We start from the raw sequence: 21,366 nt of genomic DNA on the forward strand, positions 1-21,366 counted from the left end.
GTTACCATCCTTTTTTATTGCCATCTGTCCGGGCCTGAATCGACGTGACGTTTTTATTACCCCTCGCGTGGTTTAAACGATTTCAGAACCGAGCGGATTTGAACTAACACAACGACAGCAAAGCAAGTTGCGAGCACCATTGAAACCGGACGTTCAACGAAGGCCATTGGATTCCCATCCGATTTAATCAGTGATGAAAGTAGATTTTTCTCTAGCATCGGCCCCAGAATCATTCCCAAGATAATCGGAGAGATCGGATACTGTGCCCGTTGTAGTAAATAGCCGACGACGCCCATACCCAACATCACCACAATTGAAGAGAGCGAGTTATTAATGGCAAAAGAACCAACGGTGCTAAAAATAATAATAATCGGATATAGAATCGCTTTATCAATAAATATCACCCGCTTGATAAAGTTAACCACAATGGTCGCTAATGGGAGCAGCATCAAGTTCGCAATGAAGAACAGTATAAATACCGCATAAAGTTTCTCAGGATGGAATAAGAACAAGGTTGGCCCGGGGTTCATATCCTTCATATACAAGACACCGATAATAATCGCGGCTGCGGAATCGCCCGGAATCCCAAAGACCAAAGATGGAATCCAGCTACCGGCTAAGCTCGCATTATTACTCGATGAGGCATCAATGATTGCTTCTTCAGATCCTTTACCGTACTTCTCTGGGTTTTTGGAAAACTTTTGTGACAGTGCATAAGCGATCCATGCAGCAATATCGGCACCAGCCCCCGGCAACGCGCCGATCAGCGTTCCCAAGATACTGCTACGACCGATATTCAACTTATAACGCCACATCGTTTTCGGTATGCCCTTAAACAGATTAAAACTCGACTGAGTCGGGATCACATCTTGTTTCTTACTGGTAATCCGACCGGCGTAATATTCAATCGCGCCGGAAATGGCAAACAGACCGATCATCGCAGGGATGAAACTGATGCCCTGCAACATACTCACCTGCCCGAACGTAAAGCGTGGCACACCGGTAATCTGATCGTAACCGACACAGGCGAGAAGCAAACCAAGGCATAACGTCATCATGCCTTTGACGGGTTGATTACCCACCACTAATGTTGCACAAGTCAGCCCCAACAGTGAGAGCCACGTATATTCATAAGAGCTAAATTTTAATGCGAACCGGGCTAAGGCCGGTGCTGCGAACATCAGGATAAATGCACCGATGACACCACCGATAACCGAACTGGTCAGGCCAATACCGAGCACTCGATTTAATTTACCCTGCTTCACCAGTTCATTTGAATCCGCGACATAAGCGGCTGAGGCCGGCGTCCCGGGAATTCTCAGCAATGCTCCCGGAATATCGCCTGCATAGATTGATGAGGCCCCGATAGAAATCATCAGTGCCAGTGCCGGGATCGGATCCATGAAAAAAGTAAATGGCACCATCAGCGCCACAGCCATAGTCGCGGTCAGCCCCGGAATTGATCCAACGATAAGACCGAACAACCCGGCAGCAATCACCGCGAGAATCGCGCTCATATCGATATACTGAAATGCTTCGACTAAAACAGACATATTCACTCCTATGACCAGAAACCTTCAGGCAATGCGACCATCAGGATATGCCCGAAAACATAATAAATAATTCCTGCCGACAACACAGAAAAGACTATATTCATTAATATTTTCTGAGGGTTACGTAAACTCATCAGGCCAAACAACAACCCTGTCGCACAAATCAGAAAACCCAGATAAGAAATTAAAAAGGTAAATAACCCAAGCGATACGATAACCAGCAGCAACGCGCGGATTTCTAAAGCAGTCAACCGCAATGGTTCTGGTCGCTGGCGAAGATGAATTACGGCATCCAGTACGGTAAACAGCAATAAAAAAGCACTGAGAATGGTTGGCATATATCCCGCGCCATAAGAGCCGATACCACCATATTGCTGGATACTGGTAATGAGTATAAGCAGTGAAAAAATCCCAAGAATAAATTGGGAAAGAGGTAATGAACGCATAAGATACCTACGTTTTTCTGAGAGCCTATATTGATTACACATCACAACAGGCTAAATTTCCGGGCGGAAACCGAAGCCTCCGCCCCTAGGTTATTTCAACTGATTGGGTTACTTCAGCTTATTGATGAGTTTTCCGTATTTCTCATCTTCTGATTTCATAAAGTTCCCCAAATCGTTACCGTACAATGGGTACACTTCAAACCCTTGCTTGGTCGCAAAGTTCTGGAGTTTCCCTTCTTTAAATACGGTTTTCATCGTGGCAATGAGCTTTTCCTGAACATCGTGAGGAATACCGGCCGGAGCCACTAAAGCATTCCACGTCGAAAAACTGTATTTATACGGTGTGGCCTGCTGGAAGACCGGGATATCTTTGTACAATCCGGTATTCGTTTCAGCCATGGTGGCTAAGTTTTTGACCATGCCGGCTTCAACCATACTTTTCGCTTCTCCCGGAGAAGAGGTCGTAAAGTCAATCCCGCCGGATACCAGTTCCATCAAAGCAGAACTTGAACCTTCGGAAGGCACATAGGTCACGGAGTCGGTCGGAACGCCCATAGCATCGAGCATCCCAATCAGATTCAAATGCCAACCTGAATTCAGCCCGCTCCCGGATGCTTTCAATTTGCCCGGATGTTGCTTGATGTAATCCGTCAATTGATTCACATCTTTAAACTGGGAGTTGGTTGCCACCTGAATCCCCCCCAAGTTCACAGCCAGTCGCGTGATCGGTGTATAGTTCTGATAGTTCAGGTCGGTCATTCCCTGATGGTGCATCATGGCGATTTCAACGGTTGCCACACCTAGGGTGTAGCCGTCAGGCTTCGCCTTTGCCATTGCATCATGTCCGACAACACCGGCACCACCAGTGCGGTTCACAACGTTGACATTGACACCTAATTGCTCTTGCAATCCTTCCGCAACCAAACGGGCAACCGTATCGGTGTTACCACCGGCACCCCATGGAACGATAATTTTAATGGGTTTATCCGGCCACGCTGCCATGGCACTGGTTGAAGCCAATAGAGCAGCAGTAATCAGACTGAGTTGTAGGGGATGTTTCATGTTGGCGCTCCTGTAATATTATTTATTGGTCCACGTAAAGGTTCAGGTAAAAGTCGTTCTGTCAGACGACTTAATCGAATGTTTTCATCGTTGTCCGATATGCTTGTGCTGATGCCGCGATTTGATCAAGGATGACACCTAAGCCCCAATATTTCTCTAACACGTCATCATCCGTCACTCGGCTGTGTACTGAGCTGAATGTGCCGAGGCGCTGATGGAAGACTTTGGCATTTTTCGGATAACCCAGCGTTTCTGTCACGGCACTCAATGAAAGGAACCACGATAGCTGCTGCGCGAATTCAGGGGCTTGAGCTGCATGGTGATAAAGCCAGTGATACAGATCCGGATGGAAATTGGTAAAGACACCACTGAAACCTTTCGAACCATGCTGCATCGCTTCATAAGCAATCGCGGCGTTGGCATTAATAATTGCCAGCGGTGACGATTTGGTTAACTGCACCCGACGTTTTACCGTTTCCAGATCACAGCTCACATCTTTGAGCACCACAAAGCGGCCGGAATCCGCACAGAATTGAATTTCTTCATCGGTGAGTAACCGTCGATAAGGCGCGGGACATTCGTATAATCCCAATGGCATGTCCGCAGGAATGGCATCCATCAAAGTATTCAGATGATTCAGGAAGGCCTGAGTCCCTTGATTGTCCGGATCGAGACGATTGGTCACCAAAACCAAAGCATCGATACCCGTTGCAGCCATCGCTGTCAGCTCAGTGATTTGATCATCAATTTCAGGTGAAATATGGCCGGAAGAAATCACCGGAACACGTCCGTTGGTGTAATCCACCACAAACTGAGATAACGCCACACGTTCTTCAAGAGACAAAAACAGCATTTCACTTGACTGACAGACGGCAAAAAGCGCATCGGCACCATTGGCAATGTACCAGTCAATTAACTTTTCTAACCCTTGGTAATCAATTTCATTTTGGTCGGTAAATGGTGTCAACATTACCGGTACAATGCCTTCAATCTTTTTCATCTTCTATGTCCTAAAAACATTCTGTCCTAAAAACATTAAGTCGGTTCGCTAAATTGCGACAACTGCTACTTGCTGTTGAAGCATACGGGCTTCAACTAACGCATTATTCGGCATATTTGCAGCGCCTTCTCTCTCTACGGACAGGGAGGCAAAAGCAGTCGCATAATATGCTGCCTGAGTCAGGCTCTTTCCCTTCGCCATTGCGGCAGCCAATGCACCGTTAAATGCATCACCGGCCCCGGTCGTATCGACGACAACGGCACTGTAAGACGGGATATGGGAGCACTGTTGGCCATCAAAAAGCACCACACCTTGCTTACCCATCGTAATAATAATGTTCTGTACGCCCCGCTCATGAATAATTTGGGCCGCCTGTTTCGCGGATTCAACATCGGTAATTTCCACCCCGGATATTTGCGAAGCTTCCGTCTCATTTGGCGTAATAATGTCCGTATTCGCAAAAAACCGATCAACTTGGGGTAGATAAGGAGCAGGATTGAGAATCACCGTAACATTCAACCCTTTTGCCAGCTTCATCACCCCGTCAATGGCGTCAAAATTATTTTCTAACTGAACTAACAGCACTTTTGATTCGGTCAGATACGGAATCAGTTCCGCGACTTCTTCATCAGTGACCAGCAGATTTGCTCCCGGGCAAATCGCAATGAAGTTTTCACCGGCATCATTAACATAAATCACCGCACTTCCCGTCGCAGCCTGATCGGTCTCATAAATTGAAAAAGACTCCATCCCACAGGCATCAAAATGATTCTTGGCAAACTGACTGAACTGATCTTTGCCAACCTTGGTCGCAAAATGAACCCTGGCGCCTGCCGCATGTGCCGCAATGGCCTGATTTGCGCCTTTGCCACCCGGCCCGAATGTCGTATTTTTAGCAACCAGCGTTTCTCCGTTTTTAGGAAAGCGGTCAACCCGGGCAACGATATCGACGTTAAATGCCCCAAAAACGCAGACTTTACCGACCATATCTGCTGATAAATCTCGCTGAGGATTCACTGCACGATTGCGGTGATGGGTACGCATCAAATGGCTAATATCCAAACTTTTATCTTGTTGCAGCTCGTTTTGCAGCAGATGTTTTTTCAACGATGCGCCGCCATGATGCCTAATCAGTAACCCATCCTGCTGAAGCTTAGATAAATCCGTCCGAATCGTTTCTTTCGTTACCCCAAGATGTAAGGACAAAAATTCCACTGTCGCCTGCCCTTGTTGGCGCAACAGTTGAATAATCCTTTCTTGGCGTAGTTCTTTGTACATACACTGCCCCTCGTATTTAAAATTATTCTAGAAACATCGGAAATAAATGGTGGGATAGGATTCAAACAAAAAACAAGTAAACAAAAATAAACAAAAATATCGCGTCCCCAATTGTTTAAATGTGATCATTATCAATATAGGCATTTAAAGAATAGAGGGAAAATTACGAAAAAACGTACTGATTCAATCGCCAAACAGGAAATCAGCAATATAGAAATACGGAAAGATGAAAGATATGACCGATGAACCTAAACCGTCGATATGGCTGAATTGCCCGATACATCGTTCATTCGGCCTTTAATCATGCTGAATTTGATCACGACCAAGCGCTTTGGCTCGATAAAGGAGTCGATCAGCTCGTTGTACAATGGTTTCCGGATTATCATGCGATGCCATTTCCGTCACTCCGATACTCAAAGTGAGTTTTAAGCCACTATATTTTTCTGACAGGTCACTTCGTCTCAGGCCATCCATCAACCGGTTTAAAGCAATGAGAACCCCTGCCATATTGGTATCAGGGAAAAGCACCATAAACTCTTCTCCCCCCCAGCGACCATAAAAATCACCTTTACGCCCCATCACAGAGACCAGCTCACCGAAACACGCCAGAACTTCATCTCCCACATGATGACCAAACCGATCGTTAATCGATTTGAAGTGATCAAAATCCATGATCGCAACCGTCAGATTTTTGCCATATTTCAGTGCGAATGTAACTTGATCCTGTAACGCACTTTCAATACAACTCCGACTGGCAAGCCCGGTCAGAGAATCGGTATTTGCGAGCACTTCCATCTGGTCATGCGCTATTTCTAACACTTTGAAATCATGCTCCCGGGCAACTTCATGCCCGACCCACTCGGCCAGCAAGCGTAAAATCTCGATATCTTGACGAATAAAATTCCTTGTCGGGCAGATACTGGAAAAGTTCAGGGTGCCGTAGCGCTCCCCATCGACAAAAACCGGGGCACCAAAGTAAGCTTCAAGGCCGAAGTTTTCAAAACAAGGATGGGTGACGAGCTGGCTCTCTGACACATGCGAGAAGCCCTGTACATCATCAGCCTGATAAACAAGACTGCAATACGTGATGCCCAGATCAAATGTCATCCCCGGCTCTAAAACTTCGTCCGGATGAACCACTTGCTGAATCACATATTGTTCACCGGATATTTTACTGAAAATACCGATGGGTAAGCCAAAATGGGCCGTGCCCAACTCTAAGATCGCCTGAATTCGCTCTTGAAAGGTTAACTGTCTGGATGAGGTGATCGTATGCAATCGGTTGAGCGTTTCTTCAGCAGCAAGTCGCGCAGAATCATCCTGAATGATTGCCACAAAAAAGATTGGTTTGCCTTGGGCATTTTTGATCAGCCCCCCGGACGTCTGCCCCTGAAAAGACTCACCGGCAGCATCAACATAACGGACAACATAAGGCTCATTGGTATCGCTGGCATGGGTGTTGAAACGTTCCTGCCCCAGCCGGGTAAAGTCATCTTTATCCGCATAGAGCAGTACCGTGCTCTGATTATAAATCTCTTCATTTGAGTACCGGAACAATGCTCTGGCGGCAGCATTCATACAAACAACTTTCCGTTCGAGAGTTGCAACCACCACGGCCATATCGATATGCTCGAAAACATGTGCAAGCGTCTGGGTATCTAATCCTGATAATATTTCGTTAGCCATGTCTGCGCATCACCTCATCGGGGGACTGAAAAATAACATCCTCTCAACAAGTATTGTTGATATAAGAAAAATGTCTATGACCACCATGACAAGCGCCACCTCATCCTCCGCAAAGCTCAGAGAATGAGGCCTGACTCCGGTCAATTATCAAGATGATGCCGAACTCGTTTCCATGGCTCGCCCGGCATGCCACCAGCGTAATGCATCAATCACCACAAAAAACAGCAAGCTCATGCCCATCACTGGCATCGCCAACCCCAGCAAAACTGCAATGATAACCGTGAGAGTACGGTATAACACCGACATCGCCAGCCAAGTTTGCAACAACGTCTGGACAGGAGCACCGGCAGCAGGACGTCGTTTCCACCACATGCGATATCCCCAAACCACCATCATACATAACGTCAGACCAAACGCAGCCAGCAGCAGTTGATTCGGTAAACCAAACAAAACGCCCATATGGACATCAATCCCCCAGCGGATCAGTTTTGCAATCAACGGAAAATGAGCAAAATCAGCCCGACTGGTAACAATCATCCGCTGCGCATCGACGGCGACACTATCCACCTGTGTCGGCCAGGCGTGGTCAATTTCACGCACCAGCCATGCTTTAGTCGGTGTTCTCGCCGGTACAATTTCCAGCTTCGCCGCATCAATACCGGCCTGCCTTGCCGCCAGCAGGACACCATCGAATTGCGCATCAAGCGTATGATTCACATCTGTGGTATCTTGTGGTTTGGCATGATGCTCAGCATGGTCGTGATGCCCGCCGGACATCGCGCTTTCGTGTCCGGGTAAATCTCTGGAGACCGAAGGGGTTACCCATCCAATCGTCTGACGCCACTGTGCAATATGACTGCCGGCCCACTTTGACCATGTCAAGCCGGTTGCCGAGATAAAAAACAATCCTAAAGCAATCACTAATCCCGCCTGAATATGACGACGACGGTGTCTGACATAAATATTACGCTTGTTCTCACGCTGCTTTTGCCTATGCCGGGTCGTCCACCATAAAATCAAACCGCCTGACGCTGCAATCCACAACCATGATGCCGCCAGTTCACTGTAGACTCTTCCCCACTGCCCCAACATCATATTCTGGTGTAAATAATCCAGTTTGATGCGCAATGGCAAAATACCACTGGTGCCATAACTGGCCAGCTGGCCACGGACCGCTAGTGTCACCGGGTCAACAAACACGGTTTGTGACTCATAGCCATGCAAAGCTGGATCAATAAACATCACACGTGTGGTATACCCCTCCCCGGTCGAGGGACGAACAGCTTTCAGTTGTAAATCTTGGGGCAAACTTTCCCGCGCAGCGCGGATCTGTTCTGCCAGCGTATGAAATTCACCCCGATTTGGAGTCGTGAGCTCATGATGATATAACCGCTGCTCAATTTGGGGCGTCAATACATAGAACGTCCCCGTCAAAGCAGCAATAAAAATAAAAGGACCGACGAAAATCCCCACATAAAAGTGAAGTCGCGTAATAAAAGCCAGCAACTGAGTTGCCGGTGATTTTGAAGACTGAACGTTCATTTTAGTTCTCTTTGCCGGGATTCAGCACCGCCAAAACTCCGGTGATTTCTTAGATATCATTAAATCTCCCTAAACCATTCAGGTTCAGGGCATCAACTGTTTTGATTGACCAATGAGAACAACGCGGTTGGCGGGGCACGGGGAAGTTGGTTTTTACACCATTCGGAGCGTAATAGGAAAGGTTGAACCGTCACCCGAAGCCACATCAATACAGAACGGTGAGACGCTAATTGCAGTGATGTGTGCGTGAGACCACTCATATGCAACAATAGAGAACAGTAGCCACACCATGCATGGTGTAATGCATGAACATCCTGATGGGCCACCTTCGTCGGGTGCATCGCGGAATGTTCAGCCATCTGTCCATGATAACGATGTACTGACTCGGGCATCGCCATTGTTTTATCAATAACAATGGATCGAATAACAACGGGCTGAGCAATCACCATCGTTTGGGAGACTAACGGTGCCATGTAGATCATCAACATGGCAAATAATCCAAACCAAGCCACTGACCGTTGCCACTTGAGCGTCAGTCCTGAATGACTATCAGTATAAGAGCAACCCAATAAAATCACGACGTTTCATAAATGAGAATGAATCACAGTTCGGTATCTTAACACCCTTGTATGATCGACACCTCAAACTTTTTTGAACGGGTAGCAGTCGCGTCCTCACTGTTCGGTTTGTACTCCTGTGCCACCCTTGCAACCGTTGTCGGGGGATTGGTGGAAGTACCGGTGTGCTGTCCTTGGTCAGCTTACCATTCGAACCCGGCATTGGTTTGATTAAGCCGAGTTTGACAAAGACAAATTTGAATTAAGAGATGACTTGAACAAAAACATAAATTTGAATAAATATGAAACAGAGGCCACAATGTTAGAGTCTGTATTCTAAATTAAAGGTTTGTCCGCAACACGCTGCCATCATTGGGGGGAACGTTCAAAGAACGACAATCGATCAGCAGCGGTTGCGGACAATATTTTAACTCATATGCATTAAAACATCATGCTTAATAGCTCTTCTGAAGTCCGACGTCAAGTTTCAGGCAATTTTTACTGAGTCAAAAATCAATCCAACCCATGCAAAAATTACTGCGCCCACAAAGTGGGACTGCTAAAGTGGTCATCAAGTTCCCGACTGAACCAGCGACCATTAAGCACGTGCTGCAGCAAATAGACTTTACTTTCTTGACTAATCGTATGGTCATCTTCAATCATGGCTATCACATCTTTTACCGTGAAGGTCGGTTCACTACGATAGGCAATAGCTGCATTGTGGTTGGCATCCATCATATAAACGGTCTGCCCTTTATCTTCACGCTTCAGATTCCACGGGTTCCATCGCATCGTGTCAGAAAAACTCGTATGACCGGTTCGGATAAATGCCTCCAGATGACGCTTAAATAACACGCCTAAGGCTTTCGCGCCCGGAGAATCAAACGCCTTTCCTAAATATGGCTTACGAAAGTGATCATCCAACAGCGGCAGAAAAACCCCGTGAAATGCACCCAGATGTTTCATCTGGGATCCGACAACCGTCGGATCCGAACCATACTCAAATTCTCCCGCATAAATCGGTGCCCGGAAATGTGCCGCCATTTTTTGTGCAGACTCAGCAACATTAAATGACCGATACAACATGCCGCCATACCGATAGACAAATCCATATTCATTGACCATTTTCGGATCCGAAGCCCAATCTTCTTTCTGGCTGAAGTAAGGATCACCCAAAGCAAAGAAAGAGAACTCATCATGTCCCGTCAGCATCATGGTCGGGACTTCATTATAACGATGCGTTGCAAATCCCTCTTGCGGTAATACCGTGCCATCACGATAGAGATGCGGGAAGACACTCATCCGAATCCCCGCGTTTTGCATCAAACGGGCAATCCGATCCGCAGGAAGCTCCAGCAGATACTTTTTGACTGCCGGTGTCGGTTGCGCTAACCACGTTTCTGCTGACTGCTGATCCGGCTGAACCCCATCCTCGACCACCAACCGGGCAAACGCACGACGAAAAACTTTCTGACTTGCTTCAACCGGAGCTGTCGTCATCCCACCGCTAAACACAATCGCATGTTCGAATTTGCCGGCAAACAACGGCGAAATCAGCATCGCCATCACATCACGTCCGCCGGCTGAAAATCCGGAAACCGTGATATTGTCAGCCTGCCCGCCAAACTGACTGATATGATTGCGTATCCAGTCCAGTGCCCGTGCCTGATCAAGTAAGGTAAAGTTACCGGAAGCCTGAATCGCATCATCGGATTTCAGCACGTTCATGGGATTGAAACCAAGCGCTCCCAGACGGTAATTCAATGTCACAATGACAGCATTGATATCAACTGCCAACTGGCTCGGATCAAACTCATCAGCCCGGCCGCCCTGATTGTTGCCACCATGAATATAGAGCACAACCGGCAGTATTTTTTGCGAGTTCGGACGATAGATATTCAGGTTGAGACAGTCTTCATTGCCAATCACCTCTCCGGATGAGACCTGAGGACAAAGATTGCCTTGCTGATCGGCCTGAAAAGGTTCATCGCTCGCCTTTGGCGGCTGAGGCAGTTGCCAACGCAGCTCGCCAACCGGGGCCTGAGCATAAGGGACTCCCAGCCAACGGTTGGTGCCGGAATCTGAGTCCGTGACACCGGTGATAACGCCCTGCTTTAACGTCACTTGTTGTGTGTAAGCGAAGGCAGAAGTCCCGCCCAATGCCAATGAGAGAGAGAGTAAAAACGTTGTTAATTTACCAATAGATTGATTCATAGTATTCATTCTCATCCAGTGGTGATCACAGTCGATTGATTGCAAGCAGTTATGATGTTCAAATCAAAAAAACCGGCCGGCCTCAATCAGGAAGCTACGCCGGTTCTGCCTTCAGGAAGGAACTCTGAAGTGACAATCCATCAGACTCAACGACAATAATATAAATAGCAGATGTCGTCTATTTATCCGCTCATAATTTTGCACAAAGTGTTAAACATCTATAAAAATGTTTTTAAATCAATGAATAATGACAAATTCATCATCTATATGAATCATTTTGTCAGAATAGAAATCGAAGTTTATCTTTTACACACAAACAGACCCTTTCAGCCACTGTTGCCGTTGTGCTGCAGTCATAAATGTCCAGGCAATGAAACGACTGTTCTTCTGTCCTTGGCTCATTTCAACGATTTGGATCTCCTGCACACCGACCTTTTGCAGTTGTTTCTGCATCCAGCGCACATTCTCTTTTTTTGAAATCAAGGTGGTAAACCAGAGAACCTGCCCGGCAAATTCGCGGCTTTCCAGCGCCATATTTTTAATAAAAGCAGCTTCTCCTCCCGGACACCAGAGCTCGGCTTTTTGCCCGCCGAAATTGAGCGTCGGCTGAGAGGAGTGATGTTTACTGGCAGCATGGCCGCGCTTCATCCGGTTGGCATTCAGGTTATTCAACTTCCGCTGAGTGCCTTGTACCGCAGCTTGCAGTGACTGATGAAATGGCGGATTACAGGTGGTGATGTGATAACGCTCACCCGGCTGGATAATCCCTTTGAACAGACAGCGGCTGTCTGGCTGTAACCGACATTCAACCTTGCCCTGAAGTACAGGATTACTTGCAGCGATACGCTTGGCATTCTTGATGGAGACGGGGTCGATATCGCTGGCAGTATACTGCCAGCCATAGTCGCAGACACCGATAATCGGGTAGATACAGTTCGCACCGACACCGATATCGAGCGCCTTGACCTGAGCCAATACGAGATTCGGCTCATAGCTCAACAAGTCTGCGGCCCGGTGAATATAATCCGCCCGGCCGGGAATCGGCGGACAAAGGTATCCCGGCGGAATATCCCAGTCGGCCACTTGATAATACTGGCTCAACAACGCTTTATTCAGCTGTTTCACCGCCAGCGGATCAGCAAAATTGATCGTCTGTTCACCCTTTGGATTGCGCGTGACATGCTTTTTCAGTTCAGGTAATGCTTTGACCAGTTCGACAAAATTATAGCGCCCCTGATGCTTATTCCGCGGGTGTAGCCCTTTGGAAGCACCCACTTTCTTGACGCGAACATCAGATGATGGTTTCGTTGGCATCGGGGATTTGGCTTTCTTTGTCGGCTTGCTGTTTGGGCTCATGTGACTCATATTGGTTGGGAAAAACGCGTTATTGTCCCCTTTTTTCGCCCGTGTTTCCAGAATTGAACTATCGCCATATATCATGGGTAATGGTCACCCCCGGCAATGAAATAACCGGAGGGACAAGTCATGGAACCGAAACGTATTAAGTGTATGTTTTGATTCCAATCAACAGCAAATTACTGACAGTCACTTCTTGTGCTGTATCCGCCCATAGAAAACGACAGATGACTTTGCGTCTGTTGACCCAAAATAACCCTCGCGCCCATTGTTTCTGCGAATGGTTTCTGCGAATAGTTTGTGCGATAGCATGAATACGATGTAATTCATTTTCCGATTATTGATTAATCTTCGGGCAGCAACCGCTGATAAACTCTCACCTCTTCACTATTTAGCGGTGATTGGAGCGCTAAGTGTTGGAGCGCCTGATATTGTTCCGGCAAATAAACGCCGATACGATCTATCGTTAAACTCATATATGTGAATTGATCCGTTTCTTATATACAAAGATATAAAGGGAAGGAAGGATGAATAATGTCATCACTGATCCAACAACCATCCCTGTGACAATGACAATCCCCAATTCGTAACGAGACTGTTCAGCCGAACCGGTTGCAAGTAACAACGGCAAAGCCCCCAGCACCATTGTCAGGGTCGTCAGAATAATCGCCCTCAGCCGAGAAGCAGATGCACGGAGAATCACCAGATAAATATTAGAAAGTCCCCGTTCATGTAATGAGTTAGCAGCCTGCACAACCAGAATCCCTTGCTTACTGATCAATCCGACCAACGTCAGCATTCCTATTTGCGTAAATAAATCCAAAGGCAGGCCAAAAAATTTCAAAGCCGCTAATGAGCCCAATACAGAGAAAGGCACACTACCAAGCAGAACAATCAACGGATCCCAATGACTCGTCAGCTGTAGTGCCAATAAACAATAAATCCCCAGAATGGCAATCCCGAATGTAAAGAGTAGTTTCTGTCCTTCTTCCTCACTTTGCCGAGTTTCGCCAGACACATCGGATGTAACCCCCCGTGCTTTAAAGTCAGCGAGTAAATGTCGGGAGAACTGAGCCGCATCGGAAAGACCGACACCCGGCATCAGAACACCTTGCAAGGTTACAGACGCCTGCTTCTGGAATGTATTCAGCGTTTCAGGAACGACACGGAGTTCATCAGTCAGTAAACTCCCCAATCGAACCAATGTACCGTCTTTACTCCTCACCCGCAGATCCATCAGTGTCCGGATATCCGAGTCATCAGCACCTTTGAGAGAAACCATCACATCATAAGTACGTCCCTGATAGGTAAATGGCTGTAGTTTGGCATTGGCATAAGCCAGATTCAGGGTATAGCCGACATCCGATGCAGAGATCCCTGCTTTGAGCAATTGGTCCCGATCAAGGTGCATTCGAATTTGTGGTGCGTCATACCTCAGATCTTTCGTCACAAAAAGAAACATGCCGCTTTGACGCAAGCGTCTGAGCATTGCGTTACTGAGTGCATCCAATTTGGCGTAATCTTTTTCTTCATCTTTCAGAACAAACTGGAACGGTAACCCACCGCTGCCCGGAATCGACGACGGTAAAATAGCAACGGATTGTAAAGCCGGAATGGTTGTTAGCTTGTGTTGCAGTTCTGGTTGAATCTCTAATGCCGAGCGTTGTCTGTCTTGCCTGTCTTTCAATCGGGCAAACGATAGCAACTGATTATCTTTCGGCACACCAACGACATAATTGAAATTGTCAATCTCGGGAATTGAGCGGTAGATGCTTTCCAGCTTCGGAGTCTGCGCTTCAATATAATGGGCATCCATGGCACTTGTTCCCTGGGCGATCACCATCAGATTGCCCTGGTCTTCCTTCGGTGCCAGTTCATGAGGTAGGCTCCAGAATAAACTCACCACGCCGATCAATGAAAAAAACCATAGCCACAACGGTACACTGCCGAATTTCAAAATCGAAGCCAGTAAACGCTCATAGCGTTTTCTCACTTTCAAGAAAAATGACTCAACACGAATCACCATCGGTGCATGTTGATGATCTTGCGATAACATTCGTGAACACATAACCGGAGTCAGGCTCAAGGCGAAAATCCCTGAAATAATGACCGCCCCGGCCAAAGTCACCGCAAATTCAGAAAATAACTTACCAACGATGCCACCGATAAAAGCCAGTGGAATATAAGTAATCGCTAATGTCAGCGTCATCGTAATCAGAGACCATGCGATCTCCCGGACTCCCTTCAAAGTTGCTTGATAAGGCGATTCGCCAAGCCGTATTCGCTGAAGTGTTATATCCAGTACAACAATCGCATCATCGACAACCAACCCCGTCGCCAATACCATAGCAAGCAGCGTCAGCAAATTAATCGAAAATCCCAGCAAATAGATCAGCAGACACACACTGATCAACGATAAAGGAATAGCAATCACCGGAATTGTCACCGCTCGCAATGTGCCCGAGCCAAAGAAAATCGCCAGCGTCACAGCAACACAAGTCAGCAAAATAGTCAGAAATACTTCATACACGGCATCAGCAATGTATTGGCTACTATCAATAAGCAGATTTGCTTTCAAGTCATATGGAAAACTGTGAGAAAGTGCCGTGACCGCCTGTCGTACGGCATCACCTACGCGTAATGGATTGCTTTTCGACTGCCAGTATATGAAAACGGTCGTTGCTGGTTTGCCATTGTAGACAGACTTGATTTGAGGCTGATTCCCAGACAGTTCAATCTTGGCAATATCACTCAACCGAACCGAAGGCGCTCCCTCTTTGACCGAAATCGGCAAATTTTCAAAATCACGAACTGTCGATAAACCAGTATTCGGAATCAGTTGAAAACGCTGTTGTTCATGGTGCAACACACCTGCATTTAACTGGGAATTCTCCGCTTTCAGACTTTGGCTAATGTCCATAGCCGTCACACCATAGCGTTCCATCCGTTCAGGATCCAATTGCACCCGCATTGCATATTGGCTCCCCAGAATTTCAACGCGACCAACGCCTTTCAGAGATTCAAGCCTCGGTTTTAGCACCCGTTCAAGGTAATCTGAAACCTGAGCGGGTTTCATCGTCTCACTGGTAAATGTGAATGCCAGATCCGGTGCTCTATCCGGCTCTTTACGTAAAACTTGCGGTGGGTCCATATCAGCAGGAAAACGAGAGATGGCATTGACCCGCTCTAAGATATTGGTCAATGCTTTTTGTGGCTCACTACCAATATTCAAATGAACAATGACTTCACTTCTTCCTGCTTCGGATGTGCTGGTCACATAATTGACTTCGTCAATTCCCGAAATCGAAGAGAGAATTTCCGAAGTTACCCGTCCGTCCATTAATTCAGCCGACGCTCCGGGGTAGTAGGCAGTGATACGAATATCACTCACATCAACCTTCGGGTATAACCCCACGGGTAATTGTCCTAAGGCAAACAGACCAAAAATGAATAAAAGCGAACTCAGCGCAATCGCAATAATCGGGCGACGTAAACAAATATCCGTAATTCTCACTGAGATTCTCCAATTCGAACCGGTGCATTCGGATAAAGGCGGATCTGCCCCGTCGTCACCACAACATCTTTCTCTTTCAGCCCTTGTTTTATTTGGACGAGACCATCATAGCTATCGCCCGTAATCACCGAACGTAACTCTACATGGTTATTCTTAACCACAAATACGGACTGACCATAAGCACTGTAATTAATCGCCATGCGAGGAATCACAAGGCTCATTTTCGACTCACTTGACGGATAAGTGACACGAACACTGGCTCCATAGCGAAAGTTGCCGTTGTCAAGCACAGCTCTTAACGTCAGTGTTCTGCTTTCCGTATCGACTTCGGTTCCAATTAAAGAAATGGTTGCTTTCCCCACATAGCCACTCAGATTATCGCTGACCTGTACGACCATCCCCTGATGAAGAAAACGTACATCCTGTTCCGGAACACTGAATTCCACATACAAGTGGGCTGGGTCGTAGAAAGAAAACAGTTTCTGCCCCGAGAATACAGATTGCCCGACTTCCAAATCATGTAGGCTGACAAGCCCTGAAAATGGCGCATTGACCATCATTTTACGTAAGATATTACGAAGACCTTCAAGATCACTGACCGCTTTGGCAAAATCAACATGTGCTGATTGCTGATCCGCTTTCGAAACCGAATGGGTCGATGCAAGAGAGTCGGCTCTTGCCGCATTGAGCTGCGTTAATTTCAGATTGGCTTCTTTCTCTTTTAATTCAGCAAGTTCTGCTCTCGAATCCAGATGGAATAAAACCTCGCCGCTCACTACTTTCGAACCGGCGGGAGCAACTTGTGTAATCGTTCCGGACACTTCAGCCAACACATTGAGATAGTGTGCTGATTTTACCGTGGCCAAAACTTGTTTTTCACTGTTCCACGATGTGAGCCGAGCCCGAGTAACATCAACCAGTGCCGGAGGCGGCCCTTTATACATCATCGAAGGCTGTGTCGTCTCTTCATCAACCATGTCGCTTCGAGCAGTCGTCAAACTCAGACTGATACCGGCAAACATAACTGAAAGAATAACACCGAAAATAAATAGGACACGCCACATCTTCATACTGCATTTCCCTGAAGTTTTTCCTGATAGCGTTCACGAAGTTGGCGCTTATCAAATTTACCATTGGCGTTTTTCGGCAGATTTCTCATATGGAGGAACACTTGCGGAATTTGGTAATGCTCAAGAATGCCACCACAAAACCGTTTTAATTCAAACTCATTAATCGGCTGACCATCCTGCGTTGCATAAAAAGCGATGATATCGGATTCAGCTTCACCTTCCGATGTCCGAACAACGACAGCCGCTTCAAGAATGCCATCATGCAGATATAATGCTTTTTCTATCTCGCTAAAGATTACTTTTCGCTCACGAATAATTAACTGGCCGACAACACCTTCAGGGCAGGGCTGCCCATGTTCATCAATCACCATGATCTGCATATTCGGGATCGCAATCCCCACACTGTCAGGTTTACGTTCCAAATCTGCCGGTGGCAAGTAAGTACACCGTTTACATTCGGTTAAGCCATACATTGAGAAATATTCAGCTGCCGGAAACAGACGCTTTAGCATTTCAATATGTTGCCAACGTAATGCCATGCCAGTATTTGAAGCGAGCCGAACGCACCCCAGATCAAATAAACCACGTGAAGCATAGGTATCAAGTAATGCGTATAATGAAGAGAATCGAATATTCTTACTTAGGAGTAATAAAAGGCTTGATAAGAATAAATAGACACTACCTGTCACCGCTCCCCAAACTAAACTGTAGAGCCCCTGCTCCCACAAATTGGCGGCACAGTAGGTTACAGCAATATTAAGTAGGGTTCCTGAAATACCCAAGAAACTAGCCCACCGATTGAATCCGAGCCCAAAAAGGCACGACATTGTCAGAGATACAAAACCAATTATAATACCGACAGTCAGCATCAATAAAATAAAATTCTTGGCAAGATATTGCTGAGCAGGGATGACATGGAAAAATGTCTTAATGACGGCGTGCATTCCACACTCCAAAGGACGTTTATGTAAGCCGAGAATTGCGTCTTTTTGTACGGGAACCCGATCAAAATGGAGGTGACTCAAACCAGCTCCCTACAAAGCAGAAACAGGCAGCAGCTGTCGGTTAGCCCGAACATGATTCAGGATTTCCGGCGTTAATAAAATGATGGCAATACTGAAAGGTCCGGAATAAGAATGTTAATGTCGTCATTGAATCTAACCCAAGATCATCTCTCAAAGACGTTAATTCAGATAAACTATCGGCAGAATCAATATTGAAGTGATTTTTTAGAACTGACTTAATATTTTCAATGACGCTCTGTTCCATAATCATTTTTCCTATTCAATTTCAATTTTTACTGGGCTCTGGTTGAGTTTATACACCCCAACCATAATTAAAATCACAATGGTTGTTATTACTTAACATGTCTCTGTTCAAAAACACATATCAATAGAAAAGCATTGAAAACTGAGTTGGTACACTCAGATACAATCAATTTGGATAAAACACAATCAACTTGAATAAAACACATCAAAATTCTCATTTATGATAAAAATTAAAATAAATCAGAAGAATGTTTCCAAAATATACCGTTAAAGTCATTGGAGATAGAAAACCAATCGACACAGGATCGATTATAGACAGATAGCATGAACCAACTTTAATCAGTAAATAATATTTTTATATTTATTCAATTTTGGGTGATTCTACAAATAAGAAAAAAAATGTCAACAACTATGTTATTAAATATTTATTAATTGTTAAAATCAATAACAAACAAAGAAACTGTTAACGAGCGTAAAAACCATAAAAAATATGTTTAATTATCATAAACTTTTATTTACTTAAATGTTATTAATAGAAATGAAAGCATCTGGTAATATAGAAAAAACAATTATTATTAACTTTATTATAAATATAATGTGGATATACTGATATTCAGTTCTCATAATTATATCATGTGTCATATAAAATCATTGACTGACATAAACGAGTGAAAGTACAACATTTAATATATGATATGACATACTGTGATTCATAACGTCGCTGATGCAATCGACCGCTCTTTGTAAAAAATGAGTTTTTCGGTCAAGTCATACAATCTAGAGTACTCTCTCAACTATCATTCAAAAAAACATCCACTATAGTTTTCTGCAATCTTCCGTCACAGCGAATCTTACTGCTATGAGATGGGATACTGTAAAGCGGAATAAACAAACTATTCTTGTTGCTAATATTGATTCCCTGAACTAAATCGATATTGACTTTCGATGTCTCTTAACAGCAGGTGCTGTGAATCTCTTAAGCCGTTCTTAAGTTTACTGGCACATAATCAGCCGGGTTAAAGGCACAATTCATTAAGATGCAACAGGAGCATAAATAATGTCAAAAACAACGTTGATCCGTCTGGCTACTTTATTCGCGACAGCGACAGCTTCTTCTCTGGTTTTTGCTGACCCGCAGTGTACTCAACAGCCAGAATCATCCTGGATACCTTTTGAAACAGCCAAAGCACAGGTTGTTGAAATGGGATATCAGATTAAAAAATTTAAGAAAACCCACACCGGCTGTTATGAGCTCTACGGCTATGACTCCCACAAAAACCGAGTTGAGATTTACTACAACCCGGTTGATATGCGTGTCGTAAAAGAGGAAAAAGATGACTAAACAACCGTTCATTTGGGATATTGTCGTCCGAATCACGCACTGGACAACAGCAGCCCTGTTTTTATCCAATTACTTTCTGACAGAAGAAGGCAGTCAGTTACACCAGTGGGTTGGCTATACAGTCATCGCTGTCGTTGGTATTCGTCTGCTTTGGGGGCTGATAGTCCGTTCTCCGGCACGATTATCTGCGTTCAAGCCTTCGGTTCCTCAGGCATTGGAACACCTCAAAGAGGTACTGGTGACCAAAAAAGATGAGCATGTCGGTCATAATCCAGCCGGTGCGATTATGATCTGGCTAATGTGGTTGCTCATTCTGAGTACCGCCACAACGGGATGGTTATCTGAAACCGACTGGTTTTGGGGAGAAGATTGGATGATTGAGATCCATGAATTTTTTGCCAATGCCACGATGGGTGCGGTCACCATCCACGTGTGTGCCATCATCCTGATGAGTAAGCTGACACAATTTGCTTACGTCAGAACCATGTTGTGGCGCCACAAAGACTAGCAAACTATCATCGTATAAAGCCCCTCTATTTATAGGGGCTCTATTTATCTCGACAAGAACCCCGTCTGCATCACTCTGTCGCCAGCCATGAAACAACGATGATGTATTCACATCGCCAAGACCTCGCTTCAAGTTATCCTTATTTACAGTTATGATACGTTGACAGGAATATCACGATTGCCTGTCAACCCAGCTCACCTTCATCAAGGAGTCCTTGTGTCCACTGTATTTCATTTTCGCGCTTGTCTGTTCGATTTAGATGGTACTCTCATTGATTCAATCGCAGCCGTTCAGCGTGCCTGGACAGCATTTGCCACGCGTCAGGCACTTGATCCAGAACACATTCTGCATCATATTCACGGACGTCCTGCCAGCGAGTCAGTCGCCAAATTTATGGCGGGCCAATCTCATTCTGAGATAGAGAAAGAGATTGCTTGGTTAAAAGAGGCTGAATCACAAGATACCGCGGGGATCATCCCGATCACGGGAGCCATTGATTTTCTACATCAGTTGAACAATCTCCATGTACCATGGGCGATTGTCACTTCCGGTAATGAATCGGTAGCTCATGCCAGAATCAAAGCGGCCAATATACCCAAACCAGAAATCGTCATTACCGCCGATCAGATTACCCGTGGAAAACCGGATCCTGAACCTTACCAACTCGGTGCGCAGGCTCTCGGTTTGAAAGCAGAGGAATGTCTGGTGTTTGAAGATGCTGTTGCGGGAGTACAATCCGGGCTGGCAGCCGGATGTCCGGTCATCGGGTTACTCACACAGGTACAAGATGCACAAGTATTACTGGGCGTGAGCACCATTTCAGACTATACCCAACTGGCACTGGAACAAGATAGCGAAGGTTTTCGGCTACATCTGCCGTTGTAACAACTGCGAAAATCTAAGTCGATAAACGATTGATGGCAAGTCAATAGGACTTGCCATTATTTTATATCTAATTATTTGTTTTGAT

18 protein-coding genes are annotated in these 21,366 nt (G+C 45.7%); 4 read left to right on the forward strand and 14 right to left on the reverse strand.

The window, feature by feature from the left end; translation table 11 throughout:
* Positions 1-56: 56 nt before the first annotated feature.
* From AC55NX_RS00005 to AC55NX_RS00040, 8 genes are all read right to left on the reverse strand, one after another.
* Complete coding sequence (locus AC55NX_RS00005) at positions 57-1,553, reverse strand: tripartite tricarboxylate transporter permease (protein WP_496993903.1); 1,497 nt, start codon at positions 1,551-1,553, stop codon at positions 57-59.
* Between the two features lie 8 nt (positions 1,554-1,561).
* Positions 1,562-1,999, reverse strand: coding sequence for a tripartite tricarboxylate transporter TctB family protein (locus AC55NX_RS00010; RefSeq protein WP_496993904.1), 438 nt, complete (start codon positions 1,997-1,999; stop codon positions 1,562-1,564).
* A 108-nt stretch (positions 2,000-2,107) separates the two neighbouring features.
* Positions 2,108-3,061, reverse strand: a complete 954-nt coding sequence (locus AC55NX_RS00015; RefSeq protein ID WP_496993905.1) for a tripartite tricarboxylate transporter substrate binding protein — start codon at positions 3,059-3,061, stop codon at positions 2,108-2,110.
* Positions 3,062-3,131: 70 nt separating this feature from the next.
* Positions 3,132-4,061 carry a dihydrodipicolinate synthase family protein gene (locus tag AC55NX_RS00020; protein WP_496993906.1) on the reverse strand — a complete coding sequence of 310 codons (930 nt, stop codon included), beginning with the start codon at positions 4,059-4,061 and terminating at the stop codon, positions 3,132-3,134.
* Between the two features lie 48 nt (positions 4,062-4,109).
* Positions 4,110-5,339, reverse strand: coding sequence for a ribokinase (rbsK, locus tag AC55NX_RS00025; protein WP_496993907.1), 1,230 nt, complete (start codon positions 5,337-5,339; stop codon positions 4,110-4,112).
* Between the two features lie 297 nt (positions 5,340-5,636).
* Positions 5,637-7,025, reverse strand: coding sequence for a sensor domain-containing diguanylate cyclase (locus tag AC55NX_RS00030; protein WP_496993908.1), 1,389 nt, complete (start codon positions 7,023-7,025; stop codon positions 5,637-5,639).
* 147 nt (positions 7,026-7,172) lie between these two features.
* Positions 7,173-8,567, reverse strand: coding sequence for a PepSY-associated TM helix domain-containing protein (locus tag AC55NX_RS00035; RefSeq protein ID WP_496993909.1), 1,395 nt, complete (start codon positions 8,565-8,567; stop codon positions 7,173-7,175).
* A 92-nt stretch (positions 8,568-8,659) separates the two neighbouring features.
* Complete coding sequence (locus tag AC55NX_RS00040; protein ID WP_496993910.1) at positions 8,660-9,145, reverse strand: DUF2946 domain-containing protein; 486 nt, start codon at positions 9,143-9,145, stop codon at positions 8,660-8,662.
* Positions 9,146-9,196: 51 nt separating this feature from the next.
* Between AC55NX_RS00040 and AC55NX_RS00045 the strand changes: the two genes are divergently transcribed.
* A complete protein-coding gene (locus tag AC55NX_RS00045; protein ID WP_496993911.1) occupies positions 9,197-9,355 on the forward strand; it encodes a hypothetical protein in 159 nt (52 codons plus the stop codon).
* A gap of 303 nt (positions 9,356-9,658) precedes the next feature.
* Here AC55NX_RS00045 and AC55NX_RS00050 read toward each other — a convergent pair whose 3' ends face one another.
* The 6 genes from AC55NX_RS00050 to AC55NX_RS00075 form a co-directional block, all read right to left on the reverse strand.
* Positions 9,659-11,338 (reverse strand): carboxylesterase family protein, encoded by a 1,680-nt coding sequence (locus AC55NX_RS00050; RefSeq protein WP_496993912.1) that lies wholly within the window; start codon positions 11,336-11,338, stop codon positions 9,659-9,661.
* Between the two features lie 306 nt (positions 11,339-11,644).
* Positions 11,645-12,694, reverse strand: coding sequence for a 23S rRNA (adenine(1618)-N(6))-methyltransferase RlmF (gene rlmF / locus AC55NX_RS00055; protein ID WP_496994239.1), 1,050 nt, complete (start codon positions 12,692-12,694; stop codon positions 11,645-11,647).
* Positions 12,695-13,038: 344 nt separating this feature from the next.
* On the reverse strand, positions 13,039-13,170 hold the full coding sequence (locus tag AC55NX_RS00060) for a hypothetical protein (protein WP_496993913.1): 132 nt from the start codon (positions 13,168-13,170) through the stop codon (positions 13,039-13,041).
* Positions 13,167-16,208, reverse strand: a complete 3,042-nt coding sequence (locus AC55NX_RS00065) for an efflux RND transporter permease subunit (protein WP_496993914.1) — start codon at positions 16,206-16,208, stop codon at positions 13,167-13,169. The genes AC55NX_RS00060 and AC55NX_RS00065 overlap by 4 nt, the downstream gene beginning before the upstream one ends.
* Positions 16,205-17,278 carry an efflux RND transporter periplasmic adaptor subunit gene (locus AC55NX_RS00070; RefSeq protein WP_496993915.1) on the reverse strand — a complete coding sequence of 358 codons (1,074 nt, stop codon included), beginning with the start codon at positions 17,276-17,278 and terminating at the stop codon, positions 16,205-16,207. The genes AC55NX_RS00065 and AC55NX_RS00070 overlap by 4 nt, the downstream gene beginning before the upstream one ends.
* Positions 17,275-18,303, reverse strand: a complete 1,029-nt coding sequence (locus tag AC55NX_RS00075; RefSeq protein WP_496993916.1) for an AMP-binding protein — start codon at positions 18,301-18,303, stop codon at positions 17,275-17,277. The genes AC55NX_RS00070 and AC55NX_RS00075 overlap by 4 nt, the downstream gene beginning before the upstream one ends.
* Positions 18,304-19,603: 1,300 nt before the next feature.
* Between AC55NX_RS00075 and AC55NX_RS00080 the strand changes: the two genes are divergently transcribed.
* The 3 genes from AC55NX_RS00080 to AC55NX_RS00090 all read left to right on the forward strand — a co-directional run bounded on the left by AC55NX_RS00080 (position 19,604) and on the right by AC55NX_RS00090 (position 21,281).
* Positions 19,604-19,888, forward strand: coding sequence for a PepSY domain-containing protein (locus tag AC55NX_RS00080; RefSeq protein WP_496993917.1), 285 nt, complete (start codon positions 19,604-19,606; stop codon positions 19,886-19,888).
* Entirely contained in the window at positions 19,881-20,396 is a 516-nt protein-coding gene (locus AC55NX_RS00085) for a cytochrome b/b6 domain-containing protein (protein ID WP_496993918.1), read from the forward strand. The genes AC55NX_RS00080 and AC55NX_RS00085 overlap by 8 nt, the downstream gene beginning before the upstream one ends.
* 216 nt (positions 20,397-20,612) lie before the next feature.
* On the forward strand, positions 20,613-21,281 hold the full coding sequence (locus AC55NX_RS00090) for an HAD-IA family hydrolase (protein WP_496993919.1): 669 nt from the start codon (positions 20,613-20,615) through the stop codon (positions 21,279-21,281).
* Positions 21,282-21,366 lie beyond the last annotated feature (85 nt).

The sequence above is a fragment of the Vibrio rubrogenes genome (assembly GCF_059641415.1).

Bases quoted from the DNA above. Each gene is read 5' to 3' on its own strand.
- AC55NX_RS00020 (WP_496993906.1), bottom strand. From the start codon at position 4,061: ATGAAAAAGATTGAAGGCATTGTACCGGTAATGTTGACACCATTTACC.
- AC55NX_RS00010 (WP_496993904.1), bottom strand. From the start codon at position 1,999: ATGCGTTCATTACCTCTTTCCCAATTTATTCTTGGGATTTTTTCACTG.
- AC55NX_RS00085 (WP_496993918.1), top strand. From the start codon at position 19,881: ATGACTAAACAACCGTTCATTTGGGATATTGTCGTCCGAATCACGCAC.
- AC55NX_RS00035 (WP_496993909.1), bottom strand. From the start codon at position 8,567: ATGAACGTTCAGTCTTCAAAATCACCGGCAACTCAGTTGCTGGCTTTT.
- rlmF (WP_496994239.1), bottom strand. From the start codon at position 12,694: ATGAGCCCAAACAGCAAGCCGACAAAGAAAGCCAAATCCCCGATGCCA.
- AC55NX_RS00045 (WP_496993911.1), top strand. From the start codon at position 9,197: ATGATCGACACCTCAAACTTTTTTGAACGGGTAGCAGTCGCGTCCTCA.
- AC55NX_RS00060 (WP_496993913.1), bottom strand. From the start codon at position 13,170: ATGAGTTTAACGATAGATCGTATCGGCGTTTATTTGCCGGAACAATAT.
- AC55NX_RS00050 (WP_496993912.1), bottom strand. From the start codon at position 11,338: ATGAATCAATCTATTGGTAAATTAACAACGTTTTTACTCTCTCTCTCA.
- AC55NX_RS00070 (WP_496993915.1), bottom strand. From the start codon at position 17,278: ATGAAGATGTGGCGTGTCCTATTTATTTTCGGTGTTATTCTTTCAGTT.
- AC55NX_RS00015 (WP_496993905.1), bottom strand. From the start codon at position 3,061: ATGAAACATCCCCTACAACTCAGTCTGATTACTGCTGCTCTATTGGCT.
- AC55NX_RS00005 (WP_496993903.1), bottom strand. From the start codon at position 1,553: ATGTCTGTTTTAGTCGAAGCATTTCAGTATATCGATATGAGCGCGATT.
- rbsK (WP_496993907.1), bottom strand. From the start codon at position 5,339: ATGTACAAAGAACTACGCCAAGAAAGGATTATTCAACTGTTGCGCCAA.
- AC55NX_RS00030 (WP_496993908.1), bottom strand. From the start codon at position 7,025: ATGGCTAACGAAATATTATCAGGATTAGATACCCAGACGCTTGCACAT.
- AC55NX_RS00080 (WP_496993917.1), top strand. From the start codon at position 19,604: ATGTCAAAAACAACGTTGATCCGTCTGGCTACTTTATTCGCGACAGCG.